Source organism: Pseudomonas sp. CFII64 (assembly GCF_000416235.1).
In the GTDB taxonomy this organism is placed as follows: Bacteria; Pseudomonadota; Gammaproteobacteria; order Pseudomonadales; family Pseudomonadaceae; genus Aquipseudomonas.
Genome location: NZ_ATLO01000003.1, coordinates 159675 through 177337 on the forward strand (window position 1 = coordinate 159675; position 17663 = coordinate 177337).

16 protein-coding genes are annotated in these 17663 nt (G+C 60.5%); 10 read left to right on the forward strand and 6 right to left on the reverse strand.

The genetic code is table 11. From position 1 onward, the window contains the following. Window positions 1–12: 12 nt before the first annotated feature. The 10 genes from CFII64_RS00665 (at window position 13) to CFII64_RS00710 (ending at window position 13402) form a co-directional block, all read left to right on the forward strand. Entirely contained in the window at window positions 13–771 is a 759-nt protein-coding gene (locus CFII64_RS00665) for an amidohydrolase family protein (RefSeq protein WP_020288805.1), read from the forward strand. 229 nt (window positions 772–1000) lie between these two features. Beyond that, window positions 1001–1960, forward strand: a complete 960-nt coding sequence (locus CFII64_RS00670; RefSeq protein WP_020288806.1) for a MoxR family ATPase — start codon at window positions 1001–1003, stop codon at window positions 1958–1960. A 4-nt stretch (window positions 1961–1964) separates the two neighbouring features. Continuing rightward, window positions 1965–2909, forward strand: a complete 945-nt coding sequence (locus tag CFII64_RS00675; protein ID WP_044901071.1) for a DUF58 domain-containing protein — start codon at window positions 1965–1967, stop codon at window positions 2907–2909. Continuing rightward, a complete protein-coding gene (locus tag CFII64_RS00680; protein WP_020288808.1) occupies window positions 2906–3400 on the forward strand; it encodes a DUF4381 domain-containing protein in 495 nt (164 codons plus the stop codon). Before CFII64_RS00675 ends, CFII64_RS00680 begins: the two co-directional genes overlap by 4 nt. Next, window positions 3393–4463: a VWA domain-containing protein gene (locus tag CFII64_RS00685; RefSeq protein WP_020288809.1), complete on the forward strand. Its 1071-nt coding sequence runs from the start codon at window positions 3393–3395 to the stop codon at window positions 4461–4463. The genes CFII64_RS00680 and CFII64_RS00685 overlap by 8 nt, the downstream gene beginning before the upstream one ends. Continuing rightward, window positions 4460–6193, forward strand: coding sequence for a VWA domain-containing protein (locus CFII64_RS00690; protein ID WP_020288810.1), 1734 nt, complete (start codon window positions 4460–4462; stop codon window positions 6191–6193). Before CFII64_RS00685 ends, CFII64_RS00690 begins: the two co-directional genes overlap by 4 nt. Further along, window positions 6190–7851 carry a BatD family protein gene (locus CFII64_RS00695; RefSeq protein ID WP_020288811.1) on the forward strand — a complete coding sequence of 554 codons (1662 nt, stop codon included), beginning with the start codon at window positions 6190–6192 and terminating at the stop codon, window positions 7849–7851. Before CFII64_RS00690 ends, CFII64_RS00695 begins: the two co-directional genes overlap by 4 nt. A gap of 69 nt (window positions 7852–7920) precedes the next feature. Then, window positions 7921–9165 (forward strand): exonuclease SbcCD subunit D C-terminal domain-containing protein, encoded by a 1245-nt coding sequence (locus CFII64_RS00700; RefSeq protein ID WP_020288812.1) that lies wholly within the window; start codon window positions 7921–7923, stop codon window positions 9163–9165. Further along, the gene (locus CFII64_RS00705) at window positions 9162–12806 is read left to right on the forward strand and encodes an AAA family ATPase (RefSeq protein ID WP_020288813.1); all 3645 of its coding nucleotides are present in this window, start codon (window positions 9162–9164) and stop codon (window positions 12804–12806) included. Before CFII64_RS00700 ends, CFII64_RS00705 begins: the two co-directional genes overlap by 4 nt. After that, on the forward strand, window positions 12806–13402 hold the full coding sequence (locus CFII64_RS00710; protein WP_020288814.1) for a glutathione S-transferase: 597 nt from the start codon (window positions 12806–12808) through the stop codon (window positions 13400–13402). The genes CFII64_RS00705 and CFII64_RS00710 overlap by 1 nt, the downstream gene beginning before the upstream one ends. Before the next feature lie 50 nt (window positions 13403–13452). Here CFII64_RS00710 and CFII64_RS00715 read toward each other — a convergent pair whose 3' ends face one another. The 6 genes from CFII64_RS00715 to CFII64_RS00735 all read right to left on the reverse strand — a co-directional run bounded on the left by CFII64_RS00715 (window position 13453) and on the right by CFII64_RS00735 (window position 17507). Next, a complete protein-coding gene (locus CFII64_RS00715; RefSeq protein WP_020288815.1) occupies window positions 13453–13656 on the reverse strand; it encodes a hypothetical protein in 204 nt (67 codons plus the stop codon). Then, window positions 13653–14021 (reverse strand): hypothetical protein, encoded by a 369-nt coding sequence (locus tag CFII64_RS29665; RefSeq protein WP_156883134.1) that lies wholly within the window; start codon window positions 14019–14021, stop codon window positions 13653–13655. Before CFII64_RS29665 ends, CFII64_RS00715 begins: the two co-directional genes overlap by 4 nt. Before the next feature lie 168 nt (window positions 14022–14189). Next, window positions 14190–14372 (reverse strand): hypothetical protein, encoded by a 183-nt coding sequence (locus tag CFII64_RS00720; RefSeq protein WP_020288817.1) that lies wholly within the window; start codon window positions 14370–14372, stop codon window positions 14190–14192. 177 nt (window positions 14373–14549) lie between these two features. Further along, window positions 14550–15719 (reverse strand): lactonase family protein, encoded by a 1170-nt coding sequence (locus CFII64_RS00725; protein WP_020288818.1) that lies wholly within the window; start codon window positions 15717–15719, stop codon window positions 14550–14552. Between the two features lie 80 nt (window positions 15720–15799). Next, on the reverse strand, window positions 15800–16096 hold the full coding sequence (locus tag CFII64_RS00730; protein ID WP_020288819.1) for a DUF5629 family protein: 297 nt from the start codon (window positions 16094–16096) through the stop codon (window positions 15800–15802). 52 nt (window positions 16097–16148) lie between these two features. Continuing rightward, a complete protein-coding gene (locus CFII64_RS00735) occupies window positions 16149–17507 on the reverse strand; it encodes an MFS transporter (RefSeq protein ID WP_020288820.1) in 1359 nt (452 codons plus the stop codon). Window positions 17508–17663: the final 156 nt, after the last annotated feature.

Sequence of the window (17663 nt, forward strand, 5' to 3'; positions counted from 1 at the left end):
ACCGGAGCCGTCATGACCCAGCCGATTTTCGACGCCCATTGCCACATCATTGACCCGCGTTTCCCCCTCAAAGCCAACGATGGCTTTATGCCGAAACCTTTTCGCGTCGCCAACTATCAGGCATTGACCGCTCCTCTGGGGGTGGTCGGCGGCGCGGTTGTGTCGGGCTCGTTTCAGGGCTTTGATCAGGGGTATCTGCTTGAAGCGCTGCGCCGACTGGGTTCCGGCTTCGTTGGCGTGACCCAGGTGCCCGCCAACATCACCAACGCCGAACTGGAAACCCTCAACGGCTTCGGCGTGCGCGCAGTGCGCTTCAACCTCAGGCGCGGCGGCTCGGAGCAACTGGATCAGTTGGAAACCCTGGCCAGGCGCGTATTTGAACGGGTGGGCTGGCATACCGAGCTGTATGTGGATTCCAAAGAATTGCCCGATATTGAAAGCCGCCTGCTGCAACTGCCAAAAGTCAGCATCGACCACCTGGGCCTGAGCGCGGAGGGCCTGCCCAGCGTGCTCCGGCTGGCCGAAGGTGGCGTACACATCAAGGCCAGCGGTTTCGGCCGGGTGGATTTTCCGGTGGCGGCTGTCCTCAAGGATATCTTCGCCGCCAATCCCCACGCGCTGATGTTCGGCACCGACCTGCCATGCACCCGCGCGCCTCGACCGTTTCGAACCAGCGATATCGACATGATCAAGGACGCCATTGGCGAGCGCGATGCGCAAATGGTGCTCTGGGAGAACGCATCGATGTTTTATCGGGCGCGATTTGTGTAAAGCGCAGCCAAAAACCGGGGGCAGATCAACAGACTCCCGCTAACGGCCTCAATTCCTACAAGCCGTCAACGCGTAAAGTAGGACAATTCTGAGTAGCTTGTAATCTTATGCCCGGAATACCAGAAAAAACCTGTCGCCGTTAGTCGGAACGCCCCTCTATGGATTAAAGTAACGCCCCCAGCTTCGGTGTCACCTGACGCCGCTGATTACCTGCCAGGAACAGTCATCGATGGAACATCGTGAAGCGCTGATTGCGCTGCGAACCTTTCTTTCTACGCAGATTCTCGGCCAGGAAAAACTGATCGAACGCTTGTTGATCGCCCTGCTCGCCGACGGCCACATGTTGGTCGAAGGCGCGCCCGGTCTGGCCAAGACCAAAGCGATCAAGGAACTGGCGGAAGGCATCGAAGCGCAATTTCATCGCATCCAGTTCACCCCTGACCTGCTGCCTGCCGACATCACCGGGACGGAGATCTATCGCCCGGAAACCGGCAGCTTCGTCTTCCAACAGGGGCCGATCTTCCACAATCTGGTACTGGCCGACGAAATCAACCGCGCTCCGGCCAAGGTGCAGTCAGCCTTGCTGGAAGCCATGGCCGAACGGCAAGTCAGCGTCGGGCGCAGCACTTACGAGCTGTCTCCGCTGTTTCTGGTGATGGCCACCCAGAACCCGATTGAGCAGGAAGGCACTTACCCTTTGCCGGAAGCACAGCTCGACCGCTTCCTGATGCACGTCAAGATCGGCTTCCCGGACGCCGCCGTCGAACGCAAGATTCTGCAACAGGCCCGTGGCGAAGCGCTCAATGGCGAAACCAAACCCGAACGTCGGGTCAGCCAACAAGCGATTTTTGCTGCCCGCAAGGAAATTCTTAACCTCTACATGGCCGACGCGGTAGAAGAATATCTGGTGCAACTGGTCATGGCCACGCGCACGCCGGGCAAATTCGATCCGGAAATGGCCGAGTGGATTTCCTATGGCGCCAGCCCGCGCGGTTCCATTGCCCTGGATCGCTGCTCACGGGCTCACGCGTGGCTGGCCGGACGCGACTTTGTCAGCCCCGAAGATATTCAGGCTGTGCTGTTCGACGTCCTGCGTCACCGGATCATCCTGTCGTTCGAAGCGGAAGCGGCCGGTATCGATCAGGACCGGGTTATCCAGCGCATCCTTGATGTCGTGGCAGTCGCGTGACGCCATGCAACCCTATCTGATCCCGCAGCCAGGCATTCGCGTCAGCCTCGCCGAACTGATCGAAATGCGTCACCGCGTCCGTGAAGTGCAACTGTTCTCCACGCCCAGCCGGCGCAGCCCGTTGATCGGCCTGCATCACTCCAAACTGCGCGGCCGTGGCGTCGATTTTGATCAAGTCAGGGTGTATCAGGCCGGCGATGACGTGCGCAGCATTGACTGGCGCGTAACGGCCCGCACTCAGGAACCGCACACCAAGCTGTTCCATGAAGAACGCGAGCGGCCGATTTTCATTCTGGTCGAGCAAAGCCGCCGATTGTTCTTCGGTTCTGGCCTGATGTTCAAATCGGTGCTGGCGGCCCAGGCTGCAGCGCTGATTGGCTGGGCTGCGCTGATCCACAACGATCGGGTGGGCGGGCTGGTGTTCGGTGATAACGAGCACTACGAAATCAAACCCCGGCGCAGCAAGCAAAGCCTGTTGCAGCTGCTCAACCGTCTGGTGCGGATCAATCAATCGCTGCACACCGAAATCGCCGCCGACCGGGACGCGTTCGGTATCGCTCTGCGTCGGGCCCGGGAAGTCTTGCGTCCGGGCAGTCTGGCCGTGGTGCTGTGCGATGAACGCGCGCTTTCTGACGCGGCAGAACAACAGCTGAGTTTGTTGTCGCGCCATTGTGATCTGCTGCTGCTGCCGTTATCCGACCCACTGGACCACGCGCTACCCGCAGCGGGCCTGCTGCGTTTTGCCGAACGGGGCGCGCAACTGGAACTGGACACCCTCGATCCACAGCTGCGCCAGACCTACCGCGCCCAAGGCGAAGAGCGTGCCGCGCGCTGGGAATTGCTCGCGCAAAAACTCCGGGTGCCGCTGATGCCTCTGAGCACACAGCGCGAGATGGTCGAACAGCTGCGCGAATACCTGAACGCCCAGCGCCCGGTAAAACAAAAATGAATCCTCTGGATCACCTTCAGCCGCTGATCGCGCCGCAAGCCATCGGCTTCTGGCCGCCTGCGCCAGGGTGGTGGCTGCTGCTGTTGTTGATCCCGCTTGCGGGTTGGGGATTATGGCGTGTGCGCCACGTGATTCCGGTCAAGGCGCGCATTCGTCGCGCTGAGCAGCCACTGGACCCGGTGCGGGTCGCCGCGCTGCTGGAATTGGCACAGATGCCCAAACCCTATGACGGCGCGCCGGCCGGGGCCTGGTTGCAGCAAATCAACGGGCTGCTCAAACGTCTTTGCCGCAATCACTACCCGTACAGCCAGAGCCACACGCTCAACGGCCGTAAATGGCTGGCCTTCCTGGATAACCGTTGCCCGGCTGCGGGCCTGACACGCTGGATGGTGCTGGTCGAAGGCGCCTACAAACCCGAATGCAAACTGGACGACAAGGCTATTTCCGGCTTGACCCAGGCGGTTGAAACCTGGATTCGCAAACATGTTTGAGTTCGCCTGGCAGTGGGTGTTCGCCCTGCTGCCCCTGCCCTGGGTGATGCGCATCCTGTTGCCTGCGGCCGACAGCGGCGAGGCGGCACTGAAAGTCAGTTTCCTCAGTGACCTGGAAGGGCTGGTGGGGCGCCGCGCCAAAGCCAACCTGCCAGCATGGCGGCAACAATTGCCGCTCATTCTGTTATGGCTGCTGCTGTTGGTCGCCGCCGCTCGCCCGCAATGGTTGGGCGAACCGCTGCCGGTTGCCTCCAGCGGCCGGGATTTGCTGGTGGCGGTGGATGTGTCCGGCTCCATGGATTATCCCGACATGCAGTGGAAAGCCGACGAGGTCAGCCGACTGGTGTTAGTCCAGCATCTGTTGGGGGATTTTCTTGAAGGCCGTCAGGGCGATCGCGTCGGGCTGATCCTGTTCGGCAGTCAGGCGTTCGTTCAGGCGCCGCTGACCTTTGATCGCCACACCGTGCGCGTCTGGCTGGATGAAGCGCGAATCGGCATTGCCGGAAAAAATACCGCCATCGGCGACGCCATCGGCCTGGCCCTCAAGCGTTTGCGTCTGCGCCCGGCACAAAGCCGGATTCTGGTGCTGGTCACCGATGGAGCCAACAATGGCGGCCAGATCGACCCAGTGACCGCCGCCCGACTGGCCGCTGACGAGGGCGTGAAGATTTACCCCATCGGCATCGGTGCGGACCCGGAAAAAGCCGGTTCGCTGGGCATGCTCGGGCTTAATCCAAGCCTGGATCTGGACGAACCCACTCTCAAGCAAATCGCCGAAATCAGCGGCGGTCAGTATTTCCGGGCCCGGGACGGCGATCAGCTGGAGAATATCCGCAAAAGTCTCGACGCGCTGGAACCGGTCGCCCAACAACCAACCCAGGCGCGCCCTGCGCTGGCGCTTTATCAGTGGCCGCTGGCGGGTGCCATGCTGCTGAGCCTGATCCTGGTAATCCATGAGCGCTGGCCGAACAATCCGCTGCAACGCTTGCTGAACCGGCAACGCTTCATGCGCGACGGTCGACAATGGCGCGAGCGCATCAAACGACTGCGGAGGCGCGCATGATCAGCCTCTGGCCGCACTGGTTTCGTCCCTGGTGGCTGCTTTTATTGCCGCTGCTGGTCTGGCTGCTCTGGCGGCTCTGGCACCGTCAGAAACGCGCCGGGCGCTGGCAGATGATCTTGCCGGTGGCGTTCCATGCGGTGCTGCTCAACGGCGGCAAGGGTCGCGACAATAAAACCCCGTGGATTTTCCTGGGAGTGGCCTGGATGCTGGCCCTGCTTGCCCTGCTCGGTCCCGGCTGGCAGCGCGTGGAACAATTCAGCCAGAAACCGGTAGACCCGCTGGTGATATTGCTGGAAGTCACGCCGGAAATGCTCGCCACTGACAGCCCACCGACGCGGCTGGAGCAAGCCAAACGCAAACTGCAGGATCTGTTGCAGGCCCGCAGCGATTCGCAAACCGCCATCATTGTCTATGCGGGCAGCGCCCACACGCTGGTGCCGCTGTCGGACGATCTGGCCACCATTCGCAACCTTCTGGATGCCGTCAAACCTTCGATCATGCCCCAGGCCGGGCACCGCGCGGATCTCGCCATGCATCAGGCGCTGGGCTTGCTCAAGCAAGCGGCGCTGGGCCGTGGCCGAATCCTGCTGATCGGATCGTCATTGAGCGAACAGGAACGCCAGGGCATTCGTCAGGCGTTGGTGGGTCAGAGTCCGCCGCTGCTGATTCTGGGCGTCGGCACGGCCGATGGCGCGCCGGTACTTCAGGAAAAAGGCGGGTTACTCAAAGACAGTCAGGGGGCGATTCTGCTGCCGCGTCTGGACAGCGCCAGCCTGACGGACTTCGCCGGGCAGCTCGGCGGCCAATACCGACAAGTGCGCATGGATGACGACGACCTGCGCGAGCTTGGCTTGCTTGATGCGCCAAAAGCCCTGCGCAGCGACGGCCAACTGATTCAGCTGGACAGCTGGGCTGACCAGGGACACTGGTTTCTGCTGCCGCTGCTACTGCTCGCGGCTTGCGCCGGTCGTCGCGGCTGGTTGCTGTGCCTGCCGCTGCTGTTGATGCTGCCGCAGAACAGCTATGCCTTCGACTTTCAGGACTTGTGGTTGCGTCCCGATCAACAAGGCCAGCAGTTGCTGGAGCAGCATCGCCCCGCGGAAGCGGCCCGGCATTTCGAAAACCCGCAATGGAAAGGTATCGCCCTCTACGAAGCCGGTGACTATGCCAGTGCCGCCCAGCGCTTCGCTGAAGGTAACAGTGCTGCGGACCACTACAATCGCGGCAACGCGCTGGCACGCAGCGGCGAACTGGAGGCAGCGCTGGACGCCTACGAACAGGCGCTGGAACGGCAACCGGATCTGCAAGCAGCCGTGAAGAACAAGGCGCTGGTCGAGCAGATCCTTGAGCAGAGCAAGCAACCCAAAGCGGCGGAACCCGGCGAGACCAAACCCAGCGACGGTGACGACGACGGCGACAATGCCCAAAGCCAGACGGCGACCGAGCAACAGCCTCAAGACCAGAAAGACAAGGAACCCACTGAGCCCGGCGAGGAAAACAGTCCTGGCACTGAGCCCCCACCGCGTAATGGCGGCAATCCGGCGCCCGGTTCGCCACTGGACGATAACGAAACCACGCAGCCGCCGATCCGGCCTCCCGACCGTCCGATGGATGGCGAACGTCGGCAAGCGCTGGAGCAATGGCTGCGGCAGATTCCGGATGATCCAGGGGAATTGCTGCGCCGCAAATTCTGGTACCAACAGCAACAGCGTCAGGAAAAAACCCGATGAGTCGCGTGTACACCTTATTGATCAGCCTGCTGTTCTGTCTGGTTGCCCTGCCCAACCAGGCGGCGGAACTGACCGCGAGCGTGGATCGCGCCCGGCTCAACTCTGGGGAAACCGTCGAGCTGACCCTGGAAACCAGCGACGTCACTCAGTTCGGCAAACCTGACCTCAGCGCCCTGGAGCGCGACTTCGACGTGCGCGGCACGCGGCAGGTCAACCGCCTCAATACGCTGGATGGCGGCAATCAGGCGACGACGCGCTGGATCATCACCCTGCTGCCGAGGCAGACCGGATCGGTGATCATTCCGGCGCTGGAATTGGGGGAGCTGAAGAGCGAGCCGATCACCCTGCAAGTCATCCAGAGCAACGAACAGGATCAGCCCGGCAAACTCGCGCCGGTATTCTTCGACGCCAGCCTCGATCAGGACAGCGTTTACGTACAGGCGCAGGCGGTGCTGAACCTGCGCATCTATCACTCGGTTGCGCTGTTCGATGACAGCAACCTCACGCCCCTTGAAGTGCCCGATGCGCGCATCGAAAAACTCGGTGAATCGAAGACCTACGAGAAACTTATCAACGGCATCCGCCATGGCGTGATCGAGATGCGTTATGCCATTTATCCACAGCACAGCGGCACTCTGGTGATTCCGCCGCAAGTGTTCAGCGCCACGCTGGTCCAGCCCGCCGCTGAAAACGCCCAAAGCAATGATCCGGCCAACCCCTTCGGCCCGCAGCCGGGCAAGGTGGTGCGGGTCAGTTCGGCACCGCTGCCGCTGACCGTCAAGGCCAAGCCTGCCGACTACCCGGCCGATGCGCCCTGGCTGCCGGCCCGCAGCGTGAATCTGAGCGAAAGCTGGAGCCCGGAACCGGGACACAGCCAGGTGGGCGAATCCTTGACCCGAATCCTGACCCTCAAGGTCGAGGGCCTTTCCAGCGCCCAGTTGCCGCCATTGCCGGCCACCGACCTCAGCAGCCTGCGGCGCTATCCAGACCAGCCGCAACTGGCCAATCTGGCCAGCGAGCGCGGCATCATCGGAACGCGTGAAGAACGCGAAGCACTGGTGCCGAACCGGGTCGGCCCCATCGACTTGCCCGCTGTCGATGTCGTCTGGTGGAACACCCGGGAAGACCACCTGGAACATACCGCGCTGGCCGCACGCACCTTACAGATCAGCAGCAATCCAAGCCTGGAAGTGGACACTCCGGTGAATAACGACCTGGGCGGCGTCACAGTGATCGGTCCGCCGGTCTGGCCGTGGCAGATGAGCACCTTGTTTTTTGCCTTTACCACGCTGATCGGGGTGATTCTCTGGTGGCGCGCGCGCTGGCAACCGGCGGTGGCGCGGGTGGCCCAGGCCGGGCCGAGTCCGCGCACCGTGCTGGATGATCTCAAACGCGCCAGTCTGGCCAACGACCCCCATGCGACCCGACAGGCGCTGGACGCCTGGGCCCGTCAGCAACCGGAAACCCTGGCCGACATGGCGGCACGTTTTGTCCCGCTGTCCGACGCCCTCGATGGCCTGAACGGCGCGCTGTACAGTGAAACCGGCCAACTGTGGCTGGGCGAAGACCTGTGGCGCGCGATCCGTACCCTGCCCGCCTCGGAACATATTCCGGATGCAGCGACCGACCAGAGCCTGCCGCCGTTGTATCCAAAGTAGCAACGCTGTTGGAGCGACTACTTGCGCGGCGCCACGCCTCACGACACAATTTTGAATTGAGAAAAACACATGCGACTGTTCCACACCTCCGACTGGCACCTCGGCCAGAACCTTCATGGCCAGGAGCGGGACTTTGAACACGCCAGCTTCCTGACCTGGCTGCTGGCCCGTCTGGCCGAGCGTCAGCCGGATGTGCTGCTGATAGCCGGGGACATCTTCGACACGGTCAATCCGCCAGTCAAAGCCCAGGAGCGGCTCTACGATTTCATCGTCAATGCTCACGAACAGCAGCCCAAACTGACCATCGTGATGATCGCTGGCAACCACGACTCGGGGTCACGCATCGAATTGCCCGCACCGCTCATGCGCCGCCTGCGCACCCATGCGCTGGGCCGAGTGTTGTGGCTCGATGACGGCACCCTGGATGTCGAACGCCTGCTGTTGCCGCTGCCCGATGCCGAAGGCGAAATCGGCGCCTGGTGTCTGGCCCTGCCCTTTCTGCGGCCGGCCGAAGTCACCGGTGCGACCTTGGGCGACAACTATTTGCGCGGCATCGGCCGGGTCCACGAACTGCTGATCGAAGCCGCCAATCTCAAACGCCAGCCGGGGCAAGCGCTGATTGCCATCAGCCACGCGCACATGGCCGGTGGTTCAGTCTCGGAAGACTCCGAGCGCAGCCTGATCATCGGCAACGCCGAAGCACTGCCTGCCAGCCTGTTCGGCCCGAGCATCACCTATGTCGCCCTCGGCCACTTGCACAAACCCCAGCGCGTCAATGGCGAAGAACGTATTCGCTACAGTGGATCGCCTATTCCGCTGTCATTTTCAGAAATCGGCTACGCACATCAAATCCTGGAAATCACCTGCGAAGGCGACCAGCTGCGCAGCGTCGAAACCCTGCTGATTCCTCGCGCAGTCAATCTGCAACGGATCGGCCCCGCGCCGCTCGCCGAATTGCTGCTGCAGCTCAAGGACTTGCCGGACATCGATCTGCTGGCGGATACCGAACGCCAACCCTGGCTGGAAGTCCGCGTACGCCTGGACGAGCCGCAACCGGATTTGCGCAACCAGATCGAAGGCGCGCTGCAAGGCAAGGCCGTGCGGCTGGTGCGCATTGCCGCCGAATATGCTGGCAACGGCCGGGGCGACGGCAGCGATGATGGCGAAGGCCTGATCGAACTCGATCAGCTCAACCCGCTGGAACTGTTCAGCCGCGCCTGGCAGGAAAACTACGGCAACGAGGTCGACGAACAAACCCTGACCGACTTCGCCACGCTGTTGCAGGAAGTCCAGCTGGAGAGCGAACAACCATGAAAATTCTCGCCATCCGCCTGAAAAACCTTGCCTCCCTGGCTGGCCCCTTTGAACTGGATTTCACCGCTGAACCCTTGGCCAGCGCCGGGCTGTTCGCCATCACAGGGCCGACCGGCGCGGGTAAAAGCACCCTGCTCGATGCCTTGTGCCTGGCGCTGTTCGGGGCCATTCCGCGCCTGAGCAACATCGGCCAATCCAAAGTGCCGGAAATCGACGGCGACATCAGCACCAACGATCCGCGCACCCTGCTGCGACGCGGCACCGGCAGCGGCTTTGCCGAAGTGGACTTTGTCGGCATCGACAACCGTCGCTATCGCGCCCGCTGGGAAACCAATCGCGCACGGGACAACGCCAGCAAGAAACTTCAGGCCAGTCGCCAGACACTTACCGATCTGGACAGCGAACAAATCCTCAGCAGCCAGAACAAGACCGAATACAAAACCCTGCTCGAAGCGCGTCTGGGCCTGAACTTCGAGCAGTTCACCCGGGCGGTCATGCTGGCCCAGAGCGAATTCAGCGCCTTTCTCAAGGCCGACGACCGGGAACGCAGCGAGCTGCTGGAAAAACTGACCGACACGGCGATCTACAGCCAGTTGGGACGCCGGGCCTTCAGCAAGAGCCAGGAAGCGAAAAAGGCTCACGATGACCTGCAAGCCTTGGCTACTGGGGTCACGCCCATGGCGGCGGAAGATCGCGTCGAACTCGACCAGCGCGTGGAAGCCGCGCAACTGACGCTCAAGACCCGGCAAAGCGAACTGCGCCAGCTTGAACTGCAACAGCAATGGCACAAGACGCTGCTGCAACTCCAGCAAGAACAGCAAAGCGCCGCCGCACAATTGCAACAGGCGCAATTGCAGTGGGACGCACAGAGCGGCGAACGGCTGAATCTGGCGCGTCTGGAACAGCTGGCCCCGCAGCGTCACCAGTTCCTGCGCCAGACCGAATTGACCGCACAACTGACCCCGCTGGCGAATCAGATCGAGCAACACATCAGGCAGCAGAGCGAGCTGCACACTCGCCAGACACAACTGCAACAGACGTGCGTCGAAGCACAGGCCGCGTCGCTCAAGGCGCAACAGCAGCACAGCGACGCCGCGCCATTACTGCGTCAGGCCTTCGATATTCAGAGCAACGTGGCCCGATTGGCGGACGAATTGCGCCAGGCCGATGAGCACAAGCAACAGGCCGAGCACAGCTACACCCAAGGGCAAAGCGCTTTGCAAAGCCTGCTTGCGCAACAGGCCCAGGTTACCGAGCGGCTGCAACGGATTGCCGGGCAGCTGGAACTCAGTCAGGCGCTGGCGCCTCTCGGCGAAGCCTGGAACGCGTATCGCGATCGCTTGAAACAACTGATGCAGATCGGCGCGCGCCTCAAACAGGGCCAGAGCGAACTGCCGAGCCTGGAACAGCGCGCCGCCACTGCCAGCCAGCAAACAACCGAACTGCGCAACGCGCTCGACCTGCTGTATCGCGAAGCGGGCGCTGAAGCCGAAGCGGTGGGCGAGCAGATTCAGATTCTCGGCAGCCTGCTGCAAGACAATCGCAAGCAGCAGCGAGCCTTTGAAGAACTGGCGCGGCTTTGGGCCAGCCAGCAGGAACTCGACAGCCGCGCGCTGGAGCTGACGGAAAAACAGCAACAGGTCCAGCAACAGCGCGATCAGCTCAACAGCCAGGGCCTGCAAGCGAAAAACCAACTGCAAGTCGCCGAGCAAACCCTGACCGTGACCCGCCAACTGCTGGAACGCCAGCGTCTGGCCCGCAGCGCCAGCGTCGAAGAACTGCGCCTGCAATTGCAGGATGAGCAGCCATGCCCGGTGTGCGGCAGCAACGAGCACCCGTGGCATGAGCCGCAAGTCTTGCTGCAAAGCCTCACCCGGCATGACGAAAACGAAGAACACAACGCGCAAAAAGCCGTGGATACTTTGAAGGAAACGCTGGCCGAGTTACGCACCACAGTGGGCGGACTGATTGCCCAGCAAAAGGAATTCCTGCAACAGCAGGAGCAACTTGCCACCCGACAACAGGCATTGGCCCCCGCGTTTGATGCGCATCCGCTGGGCAAGCGCTTGCTGGAACAGGACGCCGCCAAACGCGATGCCTGGTTGAACCAGCAACTGACGCAATTGACGCAAAACATCACACAGGACGAACAGCGCCAGGATGCCCTGCTCACCCTGCAAAAAGAGGCTGCGCGCCTGCAACAGCAACTCTTGAGCGCCAACGAAGCCGGTCAGGCCGCCTCGCAACAACTGGCCGAACAGCAGCGAGCACTGAACAGCGACCGCGAGCGTCTTGAGGAAGAACTGACCGCCTTCGCGCCGCTGTTAAGCGCCGAGCAGCTGGACGGCCTGCGCCATGACGCCGCGACCACAGTCATGCAGCTGGACCAGCAGGTCACCCAACGTCTCGATCAGCTGGAACAACAACGCGACGAACTACTGGAACAACGGGAACGTCAGCAGAAAATCGAGCTGGAGCAGTCCCAACAGCAGACGCGTGCCCGGCAACTGAGCGAACTGCAGCAACGTAGCACCGTGCTGGGCGACCAACAGATCGCCGGCCAGCAGGCCTTGGCGCAATTGCTGGGCGAGCACGCCAATGCCGAGCAATGGCAGCAGCAACTGGAATCCGCCGTGGAACAGTCGCGCCACGCCGAAAGCGCGGCGAATCAAGCGTTGCAGGAAGTCAGCAGCCAGCTGATCCAGCTGGCCGCCGAGCTTCAGGCCCGTCAGGAACGCTTGCACGGCATGCAGCAGGAAAGTACCGAACTGGGTACGCGGATTGCCGAGTGGCGCAGCCGTCACCACGAACTGGATGACAGCGGCCTGCAACAGTTACTCAGCGTCGATGACGAGCAGGTCAGTGAACTGCGTCGTCAATTGCAAGCCAGCGAAAAAGCCGTCGAGCAGTTCAAGGTGTTGCTGCAGGAGCGCGAACAACGCTTGAGCAGTCATCAAGCGCAGCAAGTCGGCAGCATCGACGCCGAACATCTGGAAAGCGCATTGGCTGAACTGAACGGTTTGATCGCCGCCAGTGAACAACTGTGCGCCGAGTTGCGCGCCCAGCAAGCCGACGACCAGCGTCGTCAGGACGCCAATCAAGCGTTGGCGCAGCGCATCAGCCAGGCCTATGACGAATGGCAACGCTGGGCGCGGCTCAATGCGCTGATCGGCTCGGCCACCGGCGACACCTTCCGCAAGATTGCCCAGGCCTACAACCTCGACCTGCTGGTGCATCACGCCAACGCGCAACTCAAGCAACTGGTGCGACGTTATCGGCTCAAACGCGGCGGCAGCATGCTGGGCCTGCTGGTCATGGACACGGAAATGGGCGATGAACTGCGCTCGGTGCATTCGTTGTCCGGCGGCGAAACCTTCCTGGTTTCCCTGGCCTTGGCGTTGGGCCTGGCCTCGATGGCTTCCAGCACGCTGAAAATCGAATCACTGTTCATCGACGAAGGCTTCGGCAGCCTCGACCCGGAATCCCTGCAACTGGCCATGGATGCGCTGGACGGGCTTCAGGCCCAGGGCCGCAAGGTGGGGGTTATCTCCCACGTCCAGGAAATGCACGAACGGATTCCGGTGCAGATCCAGGTGCGGCGCCAGGGCAATGGTTTGAGCACGATCGAGGTCAGCAGTTGATGCCGATTCTGTATTCGTTTCGACGTTGCCCCTATGCCATGCGCGCACGCATGGCCGTGCGTTATGCCGGCTGCGAGGTGCGCATCGAGGAAATCAGTCTCAAGGCCAAGCCGCCGCAAATGCTGGAGCGCTCACCGAAAGGCACGGTGCCCGTCTTGATCCTTGATGATCAGGTGCTGGAACAGAGCCTGGACATCATGCACTGGGCGCTGGCGCAGAACGATCCGGACAACTGGCTGATGATTAATGACGGCGATGCACGACGCCAGATTCAGGCGCTCATCGAAGAAAACGATGAGGTCTTCAAAGTCCATCTGGATCGCTATAAATATTTTGTTCGCCACCCGGAATATCCTCAGCAACATTACCGGCAGTTGGCTGAAGGGTTTCTGCAACAACTGGAAGATCGCCTGCAACAGCGGGACTTTCTGGTCGGTGATCATCTGACGTTGACAGATATTGCGTTGGCGCCGTTTATCCGGCAATTCAGCGCGGTGGAACCCGAGTGGTTTACGGGCAGCCCTTATCCGAGGTTGCGTGGCTGGTTGCAGCGGTTCGTCGAATCTGCTTTGTTCAAGGCGGTGATGGTTAAGTGAAACTATCGTGTGGGCTGATCGCTAACGGCCGGCGTGCTCAAATCACAGGTTTAAATCAGGTCGCCCGCTCTTTCCGGCCGATTCCCCGCCACCATGTTCTGCGCCCTGGACCGTTCAATGGCGTGGGCGATCTCGTGGCGGCATTCGATACTGCGCGCCAATCCGCCCACCGAACCCTGACCAACACCCAGCAATGAACCGCCATTGATCAATACCGCGAGCCCGGCCGTTACCCATAACTTCCCGCCACTCACGACGCACGCTCCTGGACATTAACCGCAGTGCGTTCAACCAGGGTTTGCGTCGAAGGCGTTGTCAGTTGTGGATTCATGCTGGTAACAGTGACCACGGCGATGAAAACAACATAAAGCGAAATGGCGATATAAGCGCCTTGTTTGATTGAATGAAGAATGGCGGTGGCCATGGTTGTAACTCCGTGATGTGTTTCCAGGCCGACAGAATCGCGGAAAAGCGCACTATTGAAAAACGATGGTTGGGCATAGCGGATATCAGGTCGGTTGATAATGGGCGAACCAGAATCAAGATAAAAAAAAGCCCGCGAACCTGTACAGGCGCGGGCTAAAGGGAAGTCATCTGACGCTTTCGCGAGCAGGCTCACCGGGCAGAATTTGCAGGGTCTGATACGCAATGATCAGTGGTCGCAAAAACCTGAGTAAGCGAACATGCTCGCGAAAGCGGCGGCTATTGCATACAACTTTTATTGCGAATCCATTCCCCGGTATTGAACCGTTCATTAACGGGGAATGGATTCACGTGTTAGATACGTTCATTGTTGAATTTTGTGATCCAGTGCGGCGTAGAACCTGGCGCTTTGTTGCAGATACTTGGGGGAGTAAGTTTGGGTAGAGTGAGCTTTTTTGTCGGCAACTTCGACACTGGCGTGGGCTGGCAGCGCAACAGTGGCTGAGATGGCAGACGCGGCGATGATGGAGAAGATATTGAAGTTCATGGCGGTAACCCTCGGATGTTCTGTGGAAGCTTCGTTTCAAGTCTTGACCGTCTTGGCCGTGACTCAAACTTACCCCCGAGGGCCGATCATTCGAAATGTTTTGTAGCACTAGCTCATATCAGCCGGATTAATACATACGCCAGCCCGCGTATCTGGCGGGCTGGCGTCGATCCACAGCTACTTGCGCGTCAGGAAACGGAAGTCCGAAGGCGAGTCGAAGTCGACTTTTTGCACCGTCTCGCCGAGCAATCCGGTTTTCGGATCGACCTTGACGGTAACAATCTGATTGCTTTTCTGGTTGGCGATCAGCATGAAGTGGCCGCTCGGGTCAAAACTGAACTCCCGAGGCTCGGTGCCTTCCACGGAACGGCGCTGAATTTCCTTGAGCTGACCTTTGCCGTCGATGGCGAACACCAGCAACTGATTGGCCTCGCCGCGATTGGCCACGTACAGGAACTTGCCGTCCGCCGAGGTGTGCAAACCACCCGCGCCGACTTTCTGCTGCACGCCTTTATTCTTCAGGTCCACCAGCTGCGTCTGTTTGAACGCGCCATCGTGGTAATCGAATACCGCCACCTGGGCGAGCATTTCCAGGGTCAGCCAGGCGTGCTTGCCGTCCTTGCTGAACAACAGATGCCGAGGACCACTGCCCGGCGCCAGTTCTACAGTCGGATGTTTGGCGGGCTGCAACGGTTGGGGTTTCTGGCCGTCGTAACCGAACACGAACAGCTTGTCGGCACCCAGATCGCTGGCCACCAGATACTTGCCGTCCGGCGTTGGCACCGCCGAGTGCACGTGGGAAGACGCCTGGCGTTCCGCGTTGACCTTGCTGGCGCCGTGATTATTGCTGACTTGCGCAACGTCAGACAGCTTGCCGTCCTTGCCGACGGGAATTACCGCCAGGGCACCGCCCGGATCGGGATGCACCGCGTAGTTGGAGACAAACAGGAAACGCTCATCCGGGCTCAGGCTCGAATGGGTCGGCTCGTCGCCACGGCTGACCACTTGATTGATCGGCGTCACTTCATGGCTCTTGGGGTCAATGGCAAAACTGCTGACCTTGCCCACCACATCGCTGCCACCGGGGCCGTTTTCGTTGACCGCGAACAGATGTCGCTGATCTTTGGACAGGGTGAGCCAGGACGGATTTTCGCTTTTGATCACTTGCAGCGGCTTGGCGTCGAGCTTGCCGGTCTGGCTGTCGAAACGATAACGGTAGATGCCTTCGCTGGCACCCTGGGTATATGAGCCGATCAGTACGTCGTAGTCGGTCATGCTTTGAGCCTGTAGCGGCAGAGCGCTCATTGCGCTGACCAGCGTCAGCAACGGCAGGAGTTTACGAGTCATGGGCAGATCTCTTCTGAATTGTTATCGGGCGCCATCGACGCGAGATTCACCTCTATGACACTGCCTGCCCCGGATTGGTTTTATACCGCTGCGTCCTCTTCAAGCTCGTCCACTTCATTGCTCGGCGTGAATGCTTCCAGGCATTTGAGGCTGTAATCGCTGGTGCCGTCGCTGATCGTCCAGCTTTGCAGCGCTGCGTCGAACGTCGCCGCCTGAATCTGCTCAATCGTGAAACGCCAGGTCTTGCGCTCGCGACCGTCCATGCATTCCAGCGTCAGGAACTCGCCCAGGAAAAAATCCCAGGCGTGCAGGCCGTCGATTTCCAGCATGGTCGCGATCTTCAGCGATTCGAGCAGGGTGGCAGGAGCATCGGTCATATCATTCGCCTTCATAAAAAAGGCGAATGATAGGCCAAAATGCCTTGCTCGGTCATGCCGGAGCTTGTACCGCTGATGCAATTGGCTTGTCGTGAATGGTCTCACGCACGTAATAACGATTCGGTATGCCCCAGATAATCAGCGCGGTGGCCAGCACGCAGACGGCGCACAGCACGTACAGCGCGGGCGTGGCCACACCGGTCAAGTCCTTGATCCGGCCGACCATGAACGGTGCGATGATCCCGCCGAGCTGACCAATGGAGTTGATAAGCGCGATGCCCGCAGCCGCAGCCAGACCGCTGAGAAAGCGCGGCGGAATGGTCCAGAAGATCGGCATCCAGGCGATGATTCCGGTCATGATCATGGTCATGCCGACCATTAACGGAACCAGTTGCCCCGGGAAGCTGGCGCAGACCAGATACCCGGCAGCGGTCAGCGCGGCGCAACCCGCCATGTGCCAGCGCCGCTCGCCATGGCGGTCCGAGCTGGCACCGATCAGCAGATTGCCAACCACCGCGCCCAGATACGGAATGACCGTCAACAGCCCGATGTTCATGGTGTCGGCCACACCGGCGGTCTTGATCAACTGCGGCATCCAGAACAGCAGGCCGGTCAGCGCCATCACCAGGCACAGATAAATCACCGACATCACGTAAGTGGTCGGGTGTTTCCAGATGTCCTTGAAGGTCTGGGGAATCTGCGGCTGCACTTCCTTGGCCATCCGCGCCAGCACGACTTTCTTCTCCCGGTCGTTCAACCACGGCGCGTCTTCGATCCGGTCGCAGACGAACCAGAACACGACAACGCCGAGCAGCACCGAAGGGATGCCCTCAAGCAGAAACAGCCAGCGCCAGCCGGGCATGCCCAGCACGCCATCGAAATGGCCGAGAATCAAACCGGCAATCGGACCGCCGACGATACCGCACAGGCAGATCGAACTCTTGAAGTAGGAATTGACCCGCGCCCGGCGATTACCCGGATACCACTGGGTAAAGAAATACAGCACACCGGGGACGAAGCCCGCTTCCATCACGCCGATCAAAAAACGCATGGTGTAGAACCAGAATTCGTTCTGCACGAACATCATGCAGGCCGAGGTAATGCCCCAGCTCACCATGATCCGCGCGATCCAGACCCGCGCGCCGATCTTGTGCAGCAGCATGTTGCTGGGCACTTCGAACAGGAAATAGCCGACGAAAAACAGGCTGGCGCCGAGGCCGTAAACCGTTTCGCTGAAACCCAGATCGCTCTGCATCTGCAACTTGGCGAAACTGATATTGACCCGATCCAGATAGGCGAACAGGAAACAGGCAATGAACAGCGGGATGATCCGCCAGTTCACCTTGCGATAAATCCGGTCCTCGAAAGCATCCTCGTCGAAGGCTTCGACGGGCACAGTAGTGTTGGTCATGTGCACACCTCGTTATTTTTATTGGATATGTACGTTACGACGCAAAAAACGACGGCAGACAACGTCTTCGGGGACAAGTCCCTTCCTACCGTTTCGCATGGGTTCGGTACGACCGGACTTGTCCGGGAAGGCGTCAGGATTGCCGGGAAAGATCCT

Bases quoted from the DNA above. Each gene is read 5' to 3' on its own strand.
- CFII64_RS00710 (WP_020288814.1), top strand. From the start codon at position 12,806: ATGCCGATTCTGTATTCGTTTCGACGTTGCCCCTATGCCATGCGCGCA.
- CFII64_RS00680 (WP_020288808.1), top strand. From the start codon at position 2,906: ATGAATCCTCTGGATCACCTTCAGCCGCTGATCGCGCCGCAAGCCATC.
- CFII64_RS00690 (WP_020288810.1), top strand. From the start codon at position 4,460: ATGATCAGCCTCTGGCCGCACTGGTTTCGTCCCTGGTGGCTGCTTTTA.
- CFII64_RS00685 (WP_020288809.1), top strand. From the start codon at position 3,393: ATGTTTGAGTTCGCCTGGCAGTGGGTGTTCGCCCTGCTGCCCCTGCCC.
- CFII64_RS00735 (WP_020288820.1), bottom strand. From the start codon at position 17,507: ATGACCAACACTACTGTGCCCGTCGAAGCCTTCGACGAGGATGCTTTC.
- CFII64_RS00730 (WP_020288819.1), bottom strand. From the start codon at position 16,096: ATGACCGATGCTCCTGCCACCCTGCTCGAATCGCTGAAGATCGCGACC.
- CFII64_RS00725 (WP_020288818.1), bottom strand. From the start codon at position 15,719: ATGACTCGTAAACTCCTGCCGTTGCTGACGCTGGTCAGCGCAATGAGC.
- CFII64_RS00675 (WP_044901071.1), top strand. From the start codon at position 1,965: ATGCAACCCTATCTGATCCCGCAGCCAGGCATTCGCGTCAGCCTCGCC.
- CFII64_RS00665 (WP_020288805.1), top strand. From the start codon at position 13: ATGACCCAGCCGATTTTCGACGCCCATTGCCACATCATTGACCCGCGT.
- CFII64_RS00720 (WP_020288817.1), bottom strand. From the start codon at position 14,372: ATGAACTTCAATATCTTCTCCATCATCGCCGCGTCTGCCATCTCAGCC.
- CFII64_RS00695 (WP_020288811.1), top strand. From the start codon at position 6,190: ATGAGTCGCGTGTACACCTTATTGATCAGCCTGCTGTTCTGTCTGGTT.
- CFII64_RS00670 (WP_020288806.1), top strand. From the start codon at position 1,001: ATGGAACATCGTGAAGCGCTGATTGCGCTGCGAACCTTTCTTTCTACG.
- CFII64_RS00705 (WP_020288813.1), top strand. From the start codon at position 9,162: ATGAAAATTCTCGCCATCCGCCTGAAAAACCTTGCCTCCCTGGCTGGC.
- CFII64_RS00700 (WP_020288812.1), top strand. From the start codon at position 7,921: ATGCGACTGTTCCACACCTCCGACTGGCACCTCGGCCAGAACCTTCAT.